Below are 15,995 nucleotides of genomic sequence, written 5' to 3'. Positions count from 1 at the left end.
GGCCGGCGGATCAGAACGGGTAGTGCGCCTGCTCGGTGGCGACGGTCACCCAGCGGGTGTTCGAGAACGCCTCCAGGCCCCAACGGCCGCCGAAGCGCCCGTGGCCGGACGCGCCGAACCCGCCGAACGGCGCCTGCGGCTCGTCGCCCACCGACTGGTCGTTGACGTGCACGATCCCGGTCTTCAGCCGGCGCGCGACGCGCAGCCCGCGGGTGCCGTTCTCGGTGATGATCCCGGCGGTCAGGCCGTGCTCGGTGTCGTTGGCCTTCGCGACGGCCTCGTCGTCGGTGGCGAACGTGTCGATCACGCACACCGGGCCGAACGCCTCGCCGTGGTAGAGCTCGGCGTCCTCCGGCAGGCCGGTGAGGACGGTCGCCGGGTGGACGGCCCCGTCGGGCGCGCCCCCGCCGGTGACGACCGTCGCGCCCCGGTCCACGGCGTCCTTCACCAGCGCCGCGACGCGCTCGGCGGCGGTTCGCGTGACCAGCGGCCCGATCACCGTGGACGGCACCGACGGGTCCCCGGACGGCAGCGCCGCGACCTTGGCGGCGAACCGCTCGGTGAACTCGGCGGCCAGCGACTCGTGCACCAGGACCCGGTCGCCGGACATGCAGATCTGGCCCGCGTTCATGAACACGCCGAAGGTCGCGGCGTCGACGGCGTAGTCCAGGTCCGCGTCGTCGAGGACGATGATCGCGTTCTTGCCGCCCAGCTCCAGCAGCGCGGGCTTGAGGTGCCGGGCCGCGTGCGTGCCGATGATCCGGCCGACGCCGGTGGAGCCGGTGAAGTTCACCGCCCGGACGCGCGGGTCCGCGATCAGGGTCTCGGCGATCTCGGCGGCGTCCGCGGGGTCGTTGGTGATGACGTTCAGCACGCCGTCCGGGAGGCCCGCCTCGCGCAGCACGTCCGCGACGAGCAGGCCGCAGGCGACCGGGGCGTCCTCGCTGGGCTTCATCACGACGGTGTTCCCGGCGGCGAGCGCCGCCGCGACCGACCGGACGCCCAGGATGATCGGCGCGTTCCACGGGGAGAACGCGGCGACCACGCCGACCGGCTCGCGGATCGCGAGGCCGAGCACACCCTCCTGCTGCGCGGCCAGCACGTCCCCGCGCGGCGCGGTGATCGCGGCCGCGGCCTCGCGCAGGATGTTCGAGGCGAGCATCACGTTGAACCCGGCCCACGGCGCCGTCCCGCCGACCTCGGCCGCCATCAGCGCGATGACCTCGGCCGCGCGCCCGTCCAGCAGGTCCGCGGCGCGGAGGAAGATCGCGCGGCGGGCGAACGGGGACAGCGCCGCCCACTCCTCGAACGCCGCGTCCGCCGCGTCCACGGCCGCCGTGACGTCCTCCGGCCCGGCCGCCGCGACGGTCGCGTACACCTCGCCGGTGTAGGGGGAGACGTCGTCGGTCGTCCGCCCCGAGCGGGCCGGCAGGTCCTTGCCGCCGATCAGCAGCTCACGGGTGATGGGCATGGTGACTCCTTAGGGGGCCGCGCCGTCGCGACGGGTCTTCCGCGCAGTGTCCGCCCTGGACGGCCGTCCGCGCGCCGTGCCTTTCCGCTCAGCGGAAAGCCTCCCGGCGGGACGCCCGCGGACAGGCGGTCAGCGGACGCGCGGACGGCCGTCGCGGGCGAAGGCGCGCCTGGCTTGTGGAAGGTACCGGACGACTTCCGGCAGAACCGGCCAAATCACTCCGAATCGCCGGACGAGTGCCGCGAACCGCCGGTACCGGCGTTCGTCCGCCTCGCTCCACGGAAGGTCGAGCAGTTCGCGCATGCGCGGATGGCAGCCGCCGACCGTGACGAACCGCGCGACGGCGTTGAGCGGCGGCGACACGGCCCGCCAGAGCGCCTTCGGCACCTTCGGGGGCGCGGGCAGGCCCTTGGTCACGTATCCGACGCCGTACCGGGCGGTCTTGTGGGCGACGAGGACCCCGGCGAGCATCCGCTCCCAGTACGCCTCGAAGTCCTCCCAGGTCTCGGGCATGGTCCGGTCGCTGACCCCGTACATCCGGTACCAGGTCCTCGACTCGGCGTAGAGGCGCCGCTTGTCGGCCGTGGTGAGCGGCCGCACGAACGTCTCGATGCCGTAGAGAAGGTGGTCGAAGAAGGTGGCGTGCGCCCAGAAGTAGGTGTCCGGATCGAGCGCGTGGTAGCGGGCGCCGTCCGGCTGGACGCCCTTGATGTCGCGGTGGAAGTCGCGGACCCGGCGTCCGGACGCGGCGGCCTCCGTCCCGCCGTAGACCGTGTCCAGGATCGGCCCGGCCGAGCGCTTCAGCCGCGCGAACGTCTCGTCGAAGAACACCGAGTGGTCGAGGACGCCCTGGCCGAGCGCCGGGAGCATGTTCTGCAGCACGGCGGCGCGCGGCCCGACCAGCAGCAACCGGGTGTCGGCGAAGTAGGCCCAGGTCAGCGAGGTCGGACCGAGGGGAGCGGGCATGGCCGTCATGGGACACCGCCGGAAGGGGCCGCAGAGGGACAAAGACATCAGAATTGTAACTATGTTCCACCCCGGCGGCCAGCATAGGGTGCGGTCATGACGATGGACGCGTCCCCGCTGGCCGGGCTGCTGGAGGCCGCCCCCACCCCCGACGACCTGGACACCCGCATCCTGGACGCGGCGCTCGCCGAGTTCACCACCTACGGGCTGCGCCGGGTCAGCGTCGAGGACGTCGCGCGCCGCGCCGGGGTCGCCCGGACGACCATCTACCGCCGGTTCACCAACAAGGAACTGCTGCTCCAGGCCGTCAACCTGCGCGAGGTCCGCCGCTTCCTGACCGCGATCTCGAGTGCGACCGAGAGCCGCCCGAACGCCGTGGACGCCGTCGTCGAGGGCTTCGTCGTCGGCCTCGCCACCGCCCGCGCGAACCCGCTGATCACCCGCGTCCTGCAGAGCGACCCGGAGGTGTTCGTCCGGCAGCTCGGCATGAACGGCGGCGCGGTGCTGCTCGCCGCCCGCGACATCCTCGCCGCCCGGCTGCGCCGTGCCCTGCCCGCCGCCGACCCGTCCGAGATCGCCACGGCGTCCGAGGTGATGCTGCGGGTCGCGGTGTCGATGCTGCTGATGCCGGACGGCGGCATCGCGCTCGAGGACGAGGCCGACATCCGCGCGTTCGCCCGCGTCCACCTCACCCGCCTCCTGCCGGGCTAGCCGCGTTCCGGCCCGTGCGGCGACCTCCGGGGCCTCTCGGGTTAGGCTGCAGTCTCCGAATCTTGTTCTAGAACCGGAGGCGCGCATGGAGTCGGCGATCGTCGCGACCCGCCACGGCAAGGTCCGAGGCAGGATCCTGGAGAACGGCGTCTCGGTCTTCCTCGGCATTCCGTACGCCGCGCCGCCCGTCGGCGGGAACCGGTTCCGCGAGCCGCGCCCGCCGCGGCCCTGGGACGGCGTCCGCGACACCGTCGAGTACGGCCCGACCGCCCCCAAGCCCGGCTACCCCCGGCCGTTCGACCGCCTCCTGCCCGAGCCCGTCGTCCCGGGCGAGGACTTCCTCAACCTCAACGTCTGGACGCCCGACCCCGGACGCTCCGGCCTGCCGGTCATGGTCTGGATCCACGGCGGCGCGTTCCGCAACGGCTCCGGAGCCGTCCCGACCTACTCGGGCGCGAACTTCGCCCGCGACGGCGTCGTCTGCGTGAACTTCAACTACCGCCTCGGCGTCGAGGGCTTCGCGCACTTCCCGGACGCGCCGTCCAACCGGGGCCTGCTCGACCAGATCTTCGCCCTCACCTGGGTCCGCGACAACATCGCGGCCTTCGGCGGGGACCCGGACAACATCACGGTCTTCGGCGAGTCCGCGGGCGGCATGAGCGTCACGACGCTGCTCTCCCTGGACCTCGGCCTCTTCCGCCGGGCCGTCGCGCAGAGCGGCGCGGGCAACGTCGCCCAGACCCCCGAGGACGCCGCGCTCGTCATCGCGGAGGTCGCCGCCCGCCTCGGCGCCGAGCCCACCGCGGCGTCCTTCGCGGAGATCGCGCCGTCCCGGATCATCCCGGCGCAGGCGGCCGTCGCCGCCGAGGTCTCCATGTTCCCCGACGCCGGCCGCTGGGGCGCCTCGACCGTCCGGACCGCGATGTCCCACGTCCCCGTCCTGGACGGCGACCTGCTCACCCGCCGTCCCGAGGAGGCCATCGCGGACGGCGCGGGCGCGGGCACCGACCTCCTCATCGGCTACAACTCCGAGGAGTTCCGCTTCTTCCTCATGCCGAACGGCTTGGCCGACCTCATCACCGACGAGGTCCTGACGCCCGTGGCGTCCGCGTGGGGCGTCCCGCGACGCGTCCTCGACGCCCACCGCGACCTCCACGCCACCCCGGGCGAGCAGCTGGCGGCCGTCATCAGTGAGGCCCTCTTCCGCATCCCGGCCACCCGCGTCGCCGAGACCCACCGCGCCCGCACGTGGATGTACGAGTTCGCCTGGCGCAGCCCCGTCCACAACCTGGGCGCCTGCCACGCCCTGGAGCTGGGCTTCGTCTTCGACACTCTCGCGTCCATCACCCCGAACGGCCTCGCCGGTCCCAACCCGCCCCAGCCCCTCGCCGACACCATGCACAAGGTCTGGGTCGACTACGCCACCACCGGCGCCCCCGGCTGGCCCCAGTACACCCCCGTGACCCGCCAGACCCGTCGCTTCGGCGACCCCGACAACCCCCTCGTCACCGCCCCCAACGACCACCTCCGCCGCCTCTGGCACGACTGACCGCGGACGGATGATCCGGGTGCCCGTCCCGCCGTGGGCTGGGAACATCGCGGGGTGATCAGGCTTGCGGCGGTGGTGCTGGACGATGACGAGATCTCCGAGTTGCAGGGGGTTTTCGCGTCCAATCCGGACTATTGGCGGCTCAGCGGGGACCTTGAGCCCGGTGCGGTGACCCTGGAGGCCGTCCGGGACATGGTGCGTGCCGAGGCGGGTGTGGAAGGGCACGAAGTGCTGACCGCGCGGGACGGGAACGGAGCGCTCGTCGGGTATGTCGAGTTGCTGCTGAACCACCCACGTGACGGGTATCCGTGGATCGGGTTTCTGCTGGTCCACGGCGAACACCGCCGGAAGGGGCTGGGACGGGCGATCGCGGGTGCGGTCGAGGCGCGTCTGCGCGGGTGCGGGGCGACGGCGATCGGGCTCGGGGTGCTGGAGAACAACCCTGAGGCGCTCGCGTTCTGGACGGCCCTCGGTTGTGTGGAGCTCGACCGGCGGCCTGATGTGGCCAAGGGACGTCCGACGATCGTGATGCGGAAGGCGCTGGGCTCAGACGTGGGCGGTTGAGAGGAAGATCTCGCGCCAGGCGGCGAGTTCGGTGCTGACCCCGGCGCTCCTACCCGAACGCCTCCGCGACGACGTAGTCGGCGATGGCCAGGGACGACGTCGCCCCGGGCGAGGGCGCGTTCCGGACAGACGTGACCGGACCCAGCGTGCTGATGCGGAAGTCGTCCACAAGCGAGCCGTCCGGGTCGATGGCCTGCGCCCGCACGCCGGACGGGGCCGAGACGACGTCCGACGTCCGCAGCGACGGGACGAACGAGCGCGCCTCCCTCACGAACGCGGACCGGAACAGCGACCCGTACATCTCCCTGGCGCCCGTCCGCCAGTGCTGCCGGGCGAGCGCGCCGAAACCGGGCCAGGCCAGGGTGTCCCTGAGGTCGCGGAGGTTCAGGTCGCGGCGGCGGTACCCTTCGCGGGCCAGCGCCAGGACGGCGTTCGGGCCGACGTCCACACCGCCGTCCACCCGCCGCGTGAAGTGGACGCCGAGGAACGGGTAGCGCGGGTCGGGGACGGGATAGATCAGCCCGCGCACCAGATCCGGCCTGGTCAGCCGGTAGTACTCGCCGCGGAACGGGATGATCGCCGGGCCCGGGCCGTCGCCCGCCAGCCGGGCCACGCGGTCGGACTGCAGGCCCGCGCAGATCACCAGCCGGTCGAACACCAGCTCCTCGTCACGGGACGCGACCGCGACCCGGTCGCCCCGGCGCTCGATGCGGACGACCTCGAAGCCGAGCCGGACCTCGCCGCCCGCCTTCACCACGTCCCGCGCGTACGAACGGGCGACCGCCGGGAAGTCGACGATCGCGGTCGTGGGGGAGTGCAGCGCGGCGACGCCCCGCGCGTTCGGCTCGACCTCGCGCAGCCCGGCCGCCGTCAGCCGCCGCAGCCCCGGGACGCCGTTCGCGGTCGCGCGCCGCTCGATCTCCAGGAGCGGTTCGAGCTCACGCGTCGTCCGGGCCACGACGACCTTGCCGCACTCCTCGTACGGCAGGCCGCGCTCGGCGCAGTACTCCTTGAGCAGGCCGATCCCGCGGCGGCACAGCCTCGCCTTGAGCGACCCGGGCGCGTAGTACAGGCCCGCGTGCGCGACGCCGCTGTTGTGCCCGGTCTGGTGCGCGGCGACCCGCTCCTCCTTGTCGAGGACGGTGATCTCCGCGCCGGGACGGACCTCGCCCAGGCGGCGCGCCACGGCGAGGCCGAGAATGCCCGCGCCGACCACGCCGATCCGCATTCCACTCACCCGGGCACCCTACGACCCGGACCGGCCCACTGCCCAGGACGAACCGCCCAGCCCCACCCGCCCGGATCCGGCCACGCGCCCGGGTCGGTGGCCGGGGCGTCCGGATCGGTCGTGGGGGTCAGCTGCCCAGGCGCTTGCGTCCCTGGGAGCGCACGCGCTTGCGCTGCGACGGGTCGAGCATCAGGTAGCCCGCGACCGGGATGCCGATCGCCGCGAGCACCAGCAGGCCGACCACCCAGGTCGGCAGGAAGAGCCAGAGCACCAGCGCGATGATCACGCCGCCGATGGCGAATTTTGCCGGGGATGACATGTCCGAACCTCCGTAGCGGCCGCCTACCTGTTCAGACGACCGAGCTGGGCCGCCGGTTCCACGATATGTCGCGTTTCCCCGGTGGTCGAGCGCCGCGACCTGGAAGATTCCCCAGGTAGTCGCGGAGGGGAGCGGGTCAGACGCGGAGGGTGAGGCGGCCGCCGCCCAGGGCCTTGAGGACCTCGGCGTGCAGTTGGCCGTTGGTGCACACGACGCTGCCGCCGTCCGGCCCGGGCACGCCGGACAGGTCGGTGAACATGCCGCCCGCCTCCTCGACGATCACCTGAAGGGCCGCCAGGTCCCACAGCGAGACCTCGGGCTCGGCGGAGATGTCGACGGCACCCTCGGCGACCATCATGTGCGACCAGAAGTCGCCGAACGCCCGCGTCCGCCAGACCGAGCGGGTGAGGTCGAGGAACCGGTCGAGGCGTCCCTGCTCCTCCCAGCCGCTGAGCGAGGAGAACGACAGCGACGCGTCCGACAGGTCCGCCACCTGCGACACCTGGATCCGCTGCGCCCGGTTCAGGGCCCGGCCCGTCCACGCGCCGCCGTCGCGCATCGCCCACCAGCGGCGGTTCAGCGACGGCGCGGACACCACGCCCACGACGACCTCGTCGTGCTCCATGAGCGCGATGAGCGTCGCCCACACCGGGACGCCCCGGACGAAGTTCTTGGTGGCGTCGATCGGGTCGACGACCCAGCAGCGCTTGCCGCTGCCCGAGCCGCTCGTGCGCCCGTACTCCTCGCCGAGGACGGCGTCGCGCGGGCGCGCCCGGCTCAGCGTCGACCGGATCTGCTCCTCCACGCTCCGGTCCGCGTCGCTGACCGGGGTGAGGTCCGGCTTGGTCTCGATCGACAGGTCCAGGGCGCGGAACCGCTTGGTGGTGATGTCGTCGGCCGCGTCCGCCAGCACATGCGCCAGCCGCAGGTCATCGGAATAGCTCGCCACGGCCGCACACGCTACCGCGACCTGCGCGTGCGGCGACAGCCATCCCCCGAAGGTCGCCGCCGGAGCGTGGCGAAAGGGCGGCGGAGCGTGCCGGGATGGGACGATGGCGGGCATGGCGCACGATCTTCCCGCGTGGGTGGCCGAGCTGACCGACCCGCGCCGGGCCTCGACGCTCGACGAACTCGCCGACCGGCTCGTCCCGCTGGCGGAGCACGCGATCGACGTGTCACGGCGGCTGCAGGCGTTGCTGAACGAGCTGAACGACCCGTTCAAGCGGGAGGCCCTGTACGGGCGGGTCGACCGGCTGAAGACGCGGGCCGGCGAGGCGATGGACGAGATCACCGCCGAGATCGCGGCGTCCGGGGCGGAACGCGTCGAGCGCATCTGGGCCGACTGGCTGGAGCGCGTCCGGGCGACGGACCCGGCGGGCGGACGGGCGCGGGAGCTGCGCCGCCGCCTCGAGGGCGACATCGTCCCGGAGCTGACCCGGCGGCAGAGGGAGGTCGCCGAGAAGGTCGCCGGGCGGACGTCGGCGGCGCTGGAGGAGGCCACGCAGACGCTGCTGACGCGGGTGGAGGAGCTGGCGAAGGCGGTCACCGAGCTGATCCACGGCGTCCTGCCGATGGCGCGCGAGGGGCTCGCGCTCGCGAGCCGGATCTCGGGGCTGTCCACGCGGGCGAGGCAGGCCGGACGCGGCGAGGTTCCGGACGGGCTGCGCGACGAGAGCACCGAGCTGTCCCGGACGTTCGACGAGGCCGTCGCGCGCCTGGAGCTGGAGTGGGCCACCCTCGGGGCCCGGTCGGCGACCGTCCGGGCCGCGCTGCGGGCGTCGGAGGAGACGGCGTTCTCGCACGTCACGCAGGCGATGACCGACTGCGTCGAGGAACTGGCACCCGAGCACGTCCGCGTGCTGCAGGAGACCGAGGCCCGCGCCGCGACCCTCTTCGACCGCTTCGCCGAGTCCTGACCCGCACGCCAGGTCCTGACCCCTGCGCCAGGTCCTGACCAGCGCGCCAGGTCCCGGCCCGCGCCATGTCGCGGCCCGCGCGCCGGGGTTCCGCGCTCTGGATTCTTGGCCCGCGTGGCTAGCGGGGAGTGATCGCTTGGGGGAAGTGGAGTAGGCCGTTCGGGTCGTATTTCGCTTTCACGGCGCTCAGGCGGTCGGCGTTCGCGCCGTAGTAGTCGGTGCGCCAGGACGCCAGTTCCGGGTCGATGTAGTTCACGTAGGCGGCGCCGCGCAGGTACGGGTCCATGGCGTCGTGGACGCCGCGCAGCCAGGCCAGGTCGTCGCCCGGCGCGAGGTACTGGACGGTGAACAGGGCGTCGCGGTGGGGGAAGGCCGTGGCGGACGGCGCGACCCGTCCGATCGCGCCGCCCATCGCGTCGAGCAGGACGGACCGTCCGTCGCGTCCCCGGACGCGCGGGACGAGCGCGGCGATCGCCTCGGCGGGGAGCGGGTGCCGGGCCACGTGCGACTTGGCGGCGTAGTCGGTGCGCGGGAAGCGGCCGTCGAGCCGCTGCCCGGGGAGTCGTCCCTGCTCATGGCACTCGTCCACGGTCTGGCCCACGCATCCGGCGAGGCGCAGCATGGCGTCCAGGTAGGGCTGGGGGTGGACGGTCAGGACGGGGTCCGCGCCGCCGACCACGGCGGCCAGGGCGTCGGTGGACGCGGACGGGTCGGACAGCGCGAGTCCCTCGACCGAGACGCCGCGCGTGGCGTCCAGCTGGAAACTCGTCCAGACCTCGTCGGGCGCGGACGGCAGCCAGCGCTGCCAGCCGCGCAGCGCATCGGCGGCCCGCGACCTCGGCCAGCTCATCCGGAATGGTGTGACTTCGGACTCGATCCGGTGCGTCCGGTAGGTGAAGTCCAGCACCGCGCCGAAGTTGCCGCCGCCTCCGCCGCGGCAGGCCCAGAACAGGTCGGGTTCATTCGAGGCGCTGCATTCGCGGACGACGCCGTCCGGCGTGACGATCCGGAGCGACTCGACGTTGTCGCAGGTCAGGCCGAACGCGCGCGAGGTCGCGCCTAGGCCGCCGCCGAGCGTGAGGCCGGAGACCGAGACCGTCGGGCACGTCCCGCCGGGGACGGCGAGGCCGCGCGGAGCGAGCCGTCCGTACAGGTCGACGAGCCGGACGCCCGCCCCGACGGCGACCCTCTCGCCCGTGACGTCGATCGCGTCCATGGGTGAGACGTCGATGACCAGGCCCGTCCCGGTGGACCAGCCCGCGTAGTTGTGTCCTCCGCTGCGCAAGGCCACTGGGAGCCGCTGACGTGTGGCGAACGCCATGCACTCGGCGACGTCCGAAGCGTGCTCGCAGTAGGCGATTCCGGCCGGACGAACGTCGTCGAAGCGCGGGATGTAGAGCCGTCGCGCCCGGTCGTAGTCGGCGTCCCCGGGACGAATCACCCGTCCGCGGAGCCCGCGGGCCAGCGCGTTCCAGTCGGCAGGGCCGGTCGGTGAAGCGCTGGTCGGCGGGGGACTGCTCGTGCGCGCGCGGGTCGGCTTCTTGGACGTGGAGCATCCGGCCAGGACACCCGCCCCGGCCGCCAGGAGGAACGTGCGCCGTTCCAAGACCCCGCTCCCATCACTTGAGCTGGAAGGACCTGCAGAACTCCTCGTACGCGGCCTGGCCGCCGTCCCAGTCCTTCTGCGCGGCGGCGAGCATGACGGCCTCCGCGCCGCCGCTGATCCGGAAGACCCGGACCTTGGCCCTGCCCTGGACGTCCTTCCCGCCGGAGGTCCGGGTGAACGTGAACTCCAGTTCGCCAGCGTCGTGACCGCCGACGGGCACCGAGTCCCTGCGTCCGACCTCGTGGTAGGCGCGGTAGTCGCTGCTCTCCTTGAGGGACTTGCTGACCTGGTCGAGTGTGAGCTTTTTGCTGATGAACAGGCCGGACGCCTTGAACGCCGAGATGCCCCGGACGACCCCGGGCGCGGGATCCTTGAACGTGGGCTGCCCGCCGCCGTCGTCCACCCTCCAGTCCTTGGGGTAGACGGCGGTGAAGTCGGAGCCGTTGTAGAGCCTGTAGCCGTCCGGGACGGTCGGGAAGGGCGTCGGCGTTCCCTGGGACGAGGTTCCCTGGGGCGGCGACTCCATCGCGGTCGTGCCCTTCGTGGGCGAGGACCGGCTCGCCGCGCCGTTCCGGTCGTCGCCGTCCAGGAAAGTGGCCAGGACGATGACCGCGACCAGCAACAACACCCCGAAGACACCGGCCGGGACGATGAGCGGCCACGGGATCCGCCTGGTCTGTTGTTGCGGCGGCAGGGTCGTGACGTCGCCGAAACCAGGCGCGGGCGCTGGTGGGGGAGGCTGCGGCGGCGGGAAGGGCAGGTCCTCCACCGACGGATCCTTCGGCGGTTCCACGACCGAGCCGCCCGGCGGCGTCCACGGGACGGACGCGGGCGCCTGGACGACCTGGCGCAGCGCGCGCTCGGCGTCGTCCGCGTCCATCCGGCGGTCCGGGTCGCGCTGGAGCAGGCCGGTCAGGACGGGGGTGAGCGGGCCCGCGAGGCGCGTCGGGTCCGGGTCGTCCGCGAGGAGGGCGGCCATGACGCCCCACACGTCGTCGCGCTTGTACGGCGGACGCCCCTCGACGGCCGCGTACAGGGTCGCGCCCAGCGACCACAGGTCGGACGCGGGCGTGGCCTTCTGGTGCCGGGCCTGCTCGGGCGCGAGGTAGGCGGGCGAGCCGACGACCACGCCGGTCCGCGTCAGGGTCTCGTCGCCCGCGATCGACGCGATCCCGAAGTCGGTGAGGACGGCCCGGTCGTCCCTGACCAGCACGTTGCCGGGCTTCACGTCCCTGTGGACGACCCCGGCGGCGTGCGCGTGGCGCAGCGCGTCCAGCAGGTCCAGGCCGATCGCGGCGACGCGGGCGGGCGGCAGCGGACGCCCGAGCCGGTTGATATAGGCGTCGAGCGCGGGCGCGCGGACGAGGCTCATGACGATCCAGGGACGTCCGTCCTCCTCGACGACGTCGTGGACGGTCACGATGCCGGGATGGTCGAGCCGCGCGGCCGACCGGGCCTCCCGGAACGTCCGCTCGTGGACCCGCCGGACCTGGTCGCCCGCCAGGCCGGGCGGCAGGTCGACCTCCTTGATCGCGACCTCGCGGTCGAGCGTGCGGTCGCGGGCGCGCCACACCGCGCCCATGCCGCCGCGGCCGAGCGTCTCCAGGAGTTCGTACCGCCCTGCGATCACCTTGGGGGGCATGGCCCCAGACGATACCGATTCGTCCGGCGACCGCCCGACGGATTCGCCGGGGGCCCGCCCGACCGGTTCGTCCGGGGCCGCCCGGCCGGTTCGTCCCGGGGCGGCGGGGTTACTCGGGCTCGCCCTCGCGGCTGCGCAGGAGGCGGCGGAGCGAGTCGAGGCGGGCCTGCCCGGCGTGGCCGTCGGCGACCCAGGAGTCGAGACCGCAGTCGTCCTGGAGGTGGTCGCACTGCGGCGGGCAGCGCTCGGCCGCGCCCTCGGCGAGGTCCTCGAAGGCGTCGATGACGTTCTCGGGCTTGACGTGCGCGAGGCCGAAGCTGCGCACGCCCGGCGTGTCGATGATCCAGCCCGCCTCGTCCGGCAGCTCCAGGGCCAGCGCGGACGACGAGGTGTGCCGCCCGCGCCCGGTGACGGCGTTGACGTGCGAGACGGCCCGGCCCGCGTCCGGGACGAGCGCGTTGACCAGCGTGGACTTGCCGACGCCGCTGTGCCCGACCAGCACGGTCACCCGTCCGGCCAGCAGGTCGCGCAGCTCGGCCGTCTCGCCGCCGCGCCGGGTGACCACGTACGGGACGCCGAGCGGCTCGTAGATCTCCAGCAGGGACGCCGGGGGCGCGAGGTCGGCCTTGGTGAGGACGAGCAGCGGGTCCATGCCCGCGTCGTAGGCGGCGACGAGCTGCCGGTCGATCAGCCGGGGGCGCGGCTCGGGGTCGGCGAGCGCGGCGACGATCGCGAGCTGGTCGGCGTTCGCCACGATCACCCGCTCGAACGGGTCGGTGTCGTCGGCGGTGCGGCGCAGCGTGGACGTGCGCGTCTCGATCCGGACGATCCGGGCGAGCGTGTCGGGCTTTCCGGACACGTCCCCGACCAGGGCGACGCGGTCGCCGACCACGACGCTCTTGCGGCCGAGCTCGCGCGCGCGCATGGCCGTGACCTCGCGGTCACCGGACGCGTCCTGGACGAGGCAGCGGTAGCGGCCCCGGTCGACGGCCGTCACCAGCGCGGTGACGGCGTCCTCGTGCGCCGGACGGATCCGGGTGCGCGGCCGGGAGCCTCTGCGTCCCGGCCGGATCCGGACGTCGTCCTCGTCGTAGTCGCGTGTTCGGCGTGCCAGTGGTCCGCCCCTCTATCCGGCCGTCGTCAGCATCGCGGCCCACCGTTCGGTGAAGTCGGGAAGTGTCTTGCCCACGGTGCCCACGTTCTCGACCCGGACGCCCGGGACGGCGAGGCCGAGCACCGCGCCCGCCATGACCATCCGGTGGTCGTCGTAGGTGTGGAACACGCCGCCGCGCAGCGGGCGCGGGCGGATCTCCAGGCCGTCCGGCAGCTCGCGGACGTCGCCGCCGAGGCCGTTGATCTCGGCGACGAGGGCTGCGAGCCGGTCGGTCTCGTGGCCGCGCAGGTGCGCGATCCCGGTCAGCCGGGACGGCCCGTCGGCCAGAGCGCCGAGCGCGGCCAGCACGGGCGTCAGCTCGCCCACGTCGCGCAGGTCGGCGGTCAGGCCGCGGAAACCGGAGCCGCCGCGCACGGTCAGGCCGTCCGGCGTCAGCTCGGCCCGGCCGCCCATGTCGGTGAGCAGGGCGCGCAGCGCGTCGCCCGGCTGGGTCGTCGCGGCGGGCCAGCCCGGGACGGTCACCCGCCCGCCGGTCACCAGCGCCGCGCCGAGGAACTGCGCCGCGTTCGACAGGTCGGGCTCGATCTCCCAGTCGCGGCCCTTGAGCGCGCCGGACTCGACGCGCCAGACGTCCGGCTCGGAGTCGTCCACGACCGCCCCGGCCTCGCGCAGCATCGCGACCGTCATCGCCAGGTGCGGCGCGGACGGCACCGGGGGCCCCTCGTGCCGCACCACAAGGCCCTCGTCGAACCGCGGCGCGGACAGCAGCAGACCCGAGATGAGCTGGGACGACGCCGACGCGTCCAGGGTGACCTCGCCGCCGCGCAGGCCGCCCTTCCCGCGCACGGTGAACGGGAGCGCGCCGCGTCCGCCGTCGTCGATGTCGGCGCCGAGCGCGCGCAGCGCGTCGAGGATCGGGCCCATCGGGCGCCTGCGCGCGTACGGGTCGCCGTCGATCGCGACGTCCCCGTCGGCGAGGGCAGCGACGGGCGGCAGGAACCGCATGACCGTCCCGGCGAGGCCGACGTCGATCTCGGCGGGCCCGCGGGGCCGCTCGCCCGGGTCGACCAGCCAGTCCTGCCCGTCGTTCACCGCGGTCTCGGTCTCGAGGACGTCCGCGCCGAGGGCCCGCAGGGCATGCGCCATGAGACGGGTGTCACGGCTGACCAGGGGATGGCCGATCCGGGACGATCCGGTCGCGGTCGCGGCCAGGATCATCGCCCGGTTCGTCATCGACTTGGAACCGGGCAGCGGAACGACGGCGTTCACCGGGCCGTGCGCCACGGGCGCGACCCAGTCGCGCTCGGGTTGGGAGAGCGGCATGAGTCCAGGCTATCGGGCCCCGGCGCGCCCGGCCGGACTCGGAACCGGCCTGGGCAAAATCTTGCCAAGTTTGGGGCAATGACCGGATTCACACCCCCGTTCGGCCGGGGCGGTGGCGCTAAGTTCTACGCTGTGTAGTAGATCTACGCTCTGTAGTAGATCGAGGAGGCAAGGCGTGAACGAGTTGCTTCTCGCGAGGTGGCAGTTCGGTGTGACCACCGTGTACCACTTCCTGTTCGTGCCGGTCACGATCGGCATGTCGCTCCTGGTCGCCATCCTGCAGACCGCATGGATGCGCACCGGCAGGGAGCGCTACCTCAAGGCCACGAAGTTCTGGGGGAAGCTCTTCCTGATCAACTTCGGCATGGGCCTGGTCACCGGGATCGTGCAGGAGTTCCAGTTCGGCATGAACTGGTCGGACTACTCCAGGTTCGTCGGCGACATCTTCGGGGCGCCGCTGGCGATCGAGGCGCTGCTGGCGTTCTTCCTGGAGTCCACGTTCCTCGGGCTGTGGATCTTCGGCTGGGACCGATTGCCCAAGGCGCTGCACCTGGCGTGCATCTGGATCGTGGCCGTCGGCACGATGCTGTCGGCCTACTTCATCCTGATCGCGAACTCGTTCATGCAACACCCGGTCGGCTACCGGTACGACCCCGTCCGGAACCGGGCCGAGCTCACCGACTTCTGGGCGGTGCTGACCAACAAGGTCTCGCTCGCGACCTTCCCCCACACGATCTTCGGGTGCTGGGTCACCGCCGGGGTCCTGGTCTCCGGCGTCGCCGCCTGGCACCTGGCGCGCAAGCGCAACACCGAGGTCATGCGCACCTCGTTCCGGCTCGGCCTGGTCGCGACCCTCGTCGGGTTCATCGGCGTCGGGATCTCCGGCGACTTCCTCGGCAAGGTCATGACCGAGACGCAGCCGATGAAGATGGCCGCCGCCGAGGCGCTCTACAAGGACGAGAAGCCCGCGTCGTTCTCCATCTTCACCGTCGGGACGCTGGACGGCTCGCGTCCGCTGTTCCAGGTCCAGGTCCCGCACCTGCTGTCGTTCCTCGGCACCGGCAGCTGGGACGGCGAGGTCAAGGGCATCGACGACCTGAACGCCGAGTACCAGCAGCTCTACGGGCCGGGCGACTACCGTCCGATCATCCCGGTCGCCTACTGGGGCTTCCGCGTCATGATCGGCACGGGCGCGCTGGCGGCGGCGATCGCGCTCGCCGGGCTGTGGCTGACCCGGCGCGGACGGCTCCCGGAGTCCCGCTGGTTCTGGCGGGCGTCCCTGCTGGCCGTCGCGCTCCCGTTCATCGCGCACTCCGCCGGATGGATCTTCACCGAGATGGCGCGGCAGCCCTGGGTGGTGTTCGGGCTGATGCGGACCGAGCAGGGCGTGTCCCCGTCCGTCGGCGCGGGCACCGTGCTGACCTCGATGATCGTGTTCACGCTGCTCTACGGGGTGCTGGCCGTGGTGGAGGTGGGGCTGATGGTGAAGTACGCCAAGTCCGACCCGCCCGACGTGACGCCCGACGAGTCGGCCGAGGCGGACGGCGAGGACAAGCCCCTCGCCTTCGCGTACTGAGGGGACCGCG

General features: G+C 73.0%; 14 protein-coding genes. 5 read left to right on the top strand and 9 right to left on the bottom strand.

Annotated features, from left to right (window positions below; all coding sequences use genetic code 11):
- Positions 1-10 precede the first annotated feature (10 nt).
- Positions 11-1,471, bottom strand: coding sequence for an aldehyde dehydrogenase family protein (locus P696_RS0120665; protein ID WP_026413821.1), 1,461 nt, complete (start codon positions 1,469-1,471; stop codon positions 11-13).
- Between the two features lie 129 nt (positions 1,472-1,600).
- A complete protein-coding gene (locus P696_RS0120660) occupies positions 1,601-2,437 on the bottom strand; it encodes an oxygenase MpaB family protein (protein WP_245627749.1) in 837 nt (278 codons plus the stop codon).
- Positions 2,438-2,533: 96 nt separating this feature from the next.
- On the opposite strand from P696_RS0120660, the gene P696_RS0120655 reads away from it, so the two are divergent.
- The 3 genes from P696_RS0120655 (at position 2,534) to P696_RS0120645 (ending at position 5,261) form a co-directional block, all read left to right on the top strand.
- On the top strand, positions 2,534-3,148 hold the full coding sequence (locus tag P696_RS0120655; RefSeq protein ID WP_026413819.1) for a TetR/AcrR family transcriptional regulator: 615 nt from the start codon (positions 2,534-2,536) through the stop codon (positions 3,146-3,148).
- 85 nt (positions 3,149-3,233) lie between these two features.
- Positions 3,234-4,697, top strand: coding sequence for a carboxylesterase/lipase family protein (locus P696_RS0120650; RefSeq protein ID WP_026413818.1), 1,464 nt, complete (start codon positions 3,234-3,236; stop codon positions 4,695-4,697).
- A gap of 54 nt (positions 4,698-4,751) precedes the next feature.
- Positions 4,752-5,261 (top strand): GNAT family N-acetyltransferase, encoded by a 510-nt coding sequence (locus P696_RS0120645; RefSeq protein WP_026413817.1) that lies wholly within the window; start codon positions 4,752-4,754, stop codon positions 5,259-5,261.
- A gap of 49 nt (positions 5,262-5,310) precedes the next feature.
- Here P696_RS0120645 and lhgO read toward each other — a convergent pair whose 3' ends face one another.
- The 3 genes from lhgO to hisN all read right to left on the bottom strand — a co-directional run bounded on the left by lhgO (position 5,311) and on the right by hisN (position 7,757).
- Positions 5,311-6,489, bottom strand: coding sequence for an L-2-hydroxyglutarate oxidase (gene lhgO, locus P696_RS0120640; RefSeq protein WP_051467935.1), 1,179 nt, complete (start codon positions 6,487-6,489; stop codon positions 5,311-5,313).
- 127 nt (positions 6,490-6,616) lie between these two features.
- Positions 6,617-6,808: a hypothetical protein gene (locus tag P696_RS0120635; protein WP_026413815.1), complete on the bottom strand. Its 192-nt coding sequence runs from the start codon at positions 6,806-6,808 to the stop codon at positions 6,617-6,619.
- Between the two features lie 136 nt (positions 6,809-6,944).
- Positions 6,945-7,757, bottom strand: a complete 813-nt coding sequence (gene hisN / locus P696_RS0120630) for a histidinol-phosphatase (RefSeq protein ID WP_026413814.1) — start codon at positions 7,755-7,757, stop codon at positions 6,945-6,947.
- A gap of 112 nt (positions 7,758-7,869) precedes the next feature.
- Between hisN and P696_RS0120625 the strand changes: the two genes are divergently transcribed.
- On the top strand, positions 7,870-8,724 hold the full coding sequence (locus P696_RS0120625) for a hypothetical protein (RefSeq protein WP_026413813.1): 855 nt from the start codon (positions 7,870-7,872) through the stop codon (positions 8,722-8,724).
- A gap of 118 nt (positions 8,725-8,842) precedes the next feature.
- On the opposite strand, the gene P696_RS0120620 is transcribed toward P696_RS0120625, so the two are convergent.
- The 4 genes from P696_RS0120620 to aroA all read right to left on the bottom strand — a co-directional run bounded on the left by P696_RS0120620 (position 8,843) and on the right by aroA (position 14,409).
- The gene (locus tag P696_RS0120620) at positions 8,843-10,330 is read right to left on the bottom strand and encodes an FAD-binding oxidoreductase (protein ID WP_026413812.1); all 1,488 of its coding nucleotides are present in this window, start codon (positions 10,328-10,330) and stop codon (positions 8,843-8,845) included.
- Positions 10,331-10,343: 13 nt separating this feature from the next.
- The gene (locus P696_RS52695; protein ID WP_051467934.1) at positions 10,344-11,972 is read right to left on the bottom strand and encodes a serine/threonine-protein kinase; all 1,629 of its coding nucleotides are present in this window, start codon (positions 11,970-11,972) and stop codon (positions 10,344-10,346) included.
- A gap of 109 nt (positions 11,973-12,081) precedes the next feature.
- The gene (gene rsgA / locus P696_RS0120610; protein WP_026413811.1) at positions 12,082-13,086 is read right to left on the bottom strand and encodes a ribosome small subunit-dependent GTPase A; all 1,005 of its coding nucleotides are present in this window, start codon (positions 13,084-13,086) and stop codon (positions 12,082-12,084) included.
- Between the two features lie 12 nt (positions 13,087-13,098).
- Positions 13,099-14,409 (bottom strand): 3-phosphoshikimate 1-carboxyvinyltransferase, encoded by a 1,311-nt coding sequence (gene aroA, locus P696_RS0120605; RefSeq protein ID WP_026413810.1) that lies wholly within the window; start codon positions 14,407-14,409, stop codon positions 13,099-13,101.
- Positions 14,410-14,584: 175 nt separating this feature from the next.
- Here aroA and P696_RS0120600 point away from each other — a divergent pair, with 175 nt between their 5' ends.
- Positions 14,585-15,985: a cytochrome ubiquinol oxidase subunit I gene (locus tag P696_RS0120600; RefSeq protein WP_026413809.1), complete on the top strand. Its 1,401-nt coding sequence runs from the start codon at positions 14,585-14,587 to the stop codon at positions 15,983-15,985.
- Positions 15,986-15,995: the final 10 nt, after the last annotated feature.

It is taken from the genome of Actinomadura oligospora ATCC 43269, from assembly GCF_000518265.1.
In the GTDB taxonomy this organism is placed as follows: Bacteria; Actinomycetota; Actinomycetes; order Streptosporangiales; family Streptosporangiaceae; genus Spirillospora; species Spirillospora oligospora.
Note: the sequence above shows the minus strand (reverse complement) of the source record. Positions and strands in the feature narration are given on the sequence as shown.

Coding starts and splice junctions, on each gene's coding strand:
- P696_RS0120660 (WP_245627749.1), bottom strand. CDS start 2,437: ATGCCCGCTCCCCTCGGTCCGACCTCGCTGACCTGGGCCTACTTCGCC.
- P696_RS0120650 (WP_026413818.1), top strand. CDS start 3,234: ATGGAGTCGGCGATCGTCGCGACCCGCCACGGCAAGGTCCGAGGCAGG.
- P696_RS0120665 (WP_026413821.1), bottom strand. CDS start 1,471: ATGCCCATCACCCGTGAGCTGCTGATCGGCGGCAAGGACCTGCCGGCC.
- lhgO (WP_051467935.1), bottom strand. CDS start 6,489: ATGCGGATCGGCGTGGTCGGCGCGGGCATTCTCGGCCTCGCCGTGGCG.
- P696_RS0120625 (WP_026413813.1), top strand. CDS start 7,870: ATGGCGCACGATCTTCCCGCGTGGGTGGCCGAGCTGACCGACCCGCGC.
- P696_RS0120655 (WP_026413819.1), top strand. CDS start 2,534: ATGACGATGGACGCGTCCCCGCTGGCCGGGCTGCTGGAGGCCGCCCCC.
- P696_RS52695 (WP_051467934.1), bottom strand. CDS start 11,972: ATGCCCCCCAAGGTGATCGCAGGGCGGTACGAACTCCTGGAGACGCTC.
- aroA (WP_026413810.1), bottom strand. CDS start 14,409: ATGCCGCTCTCCCAACCCGAGCGCGACTGGGTCGCGCCCGTGGCGCAC.
- P696_RS0120635 (WP_026413815.1), bottom strand. CDS start 6,808: ATGTCATCCCCGGCAAAATTCGCCATCGGCGGCGTGATCATCGCGCTG.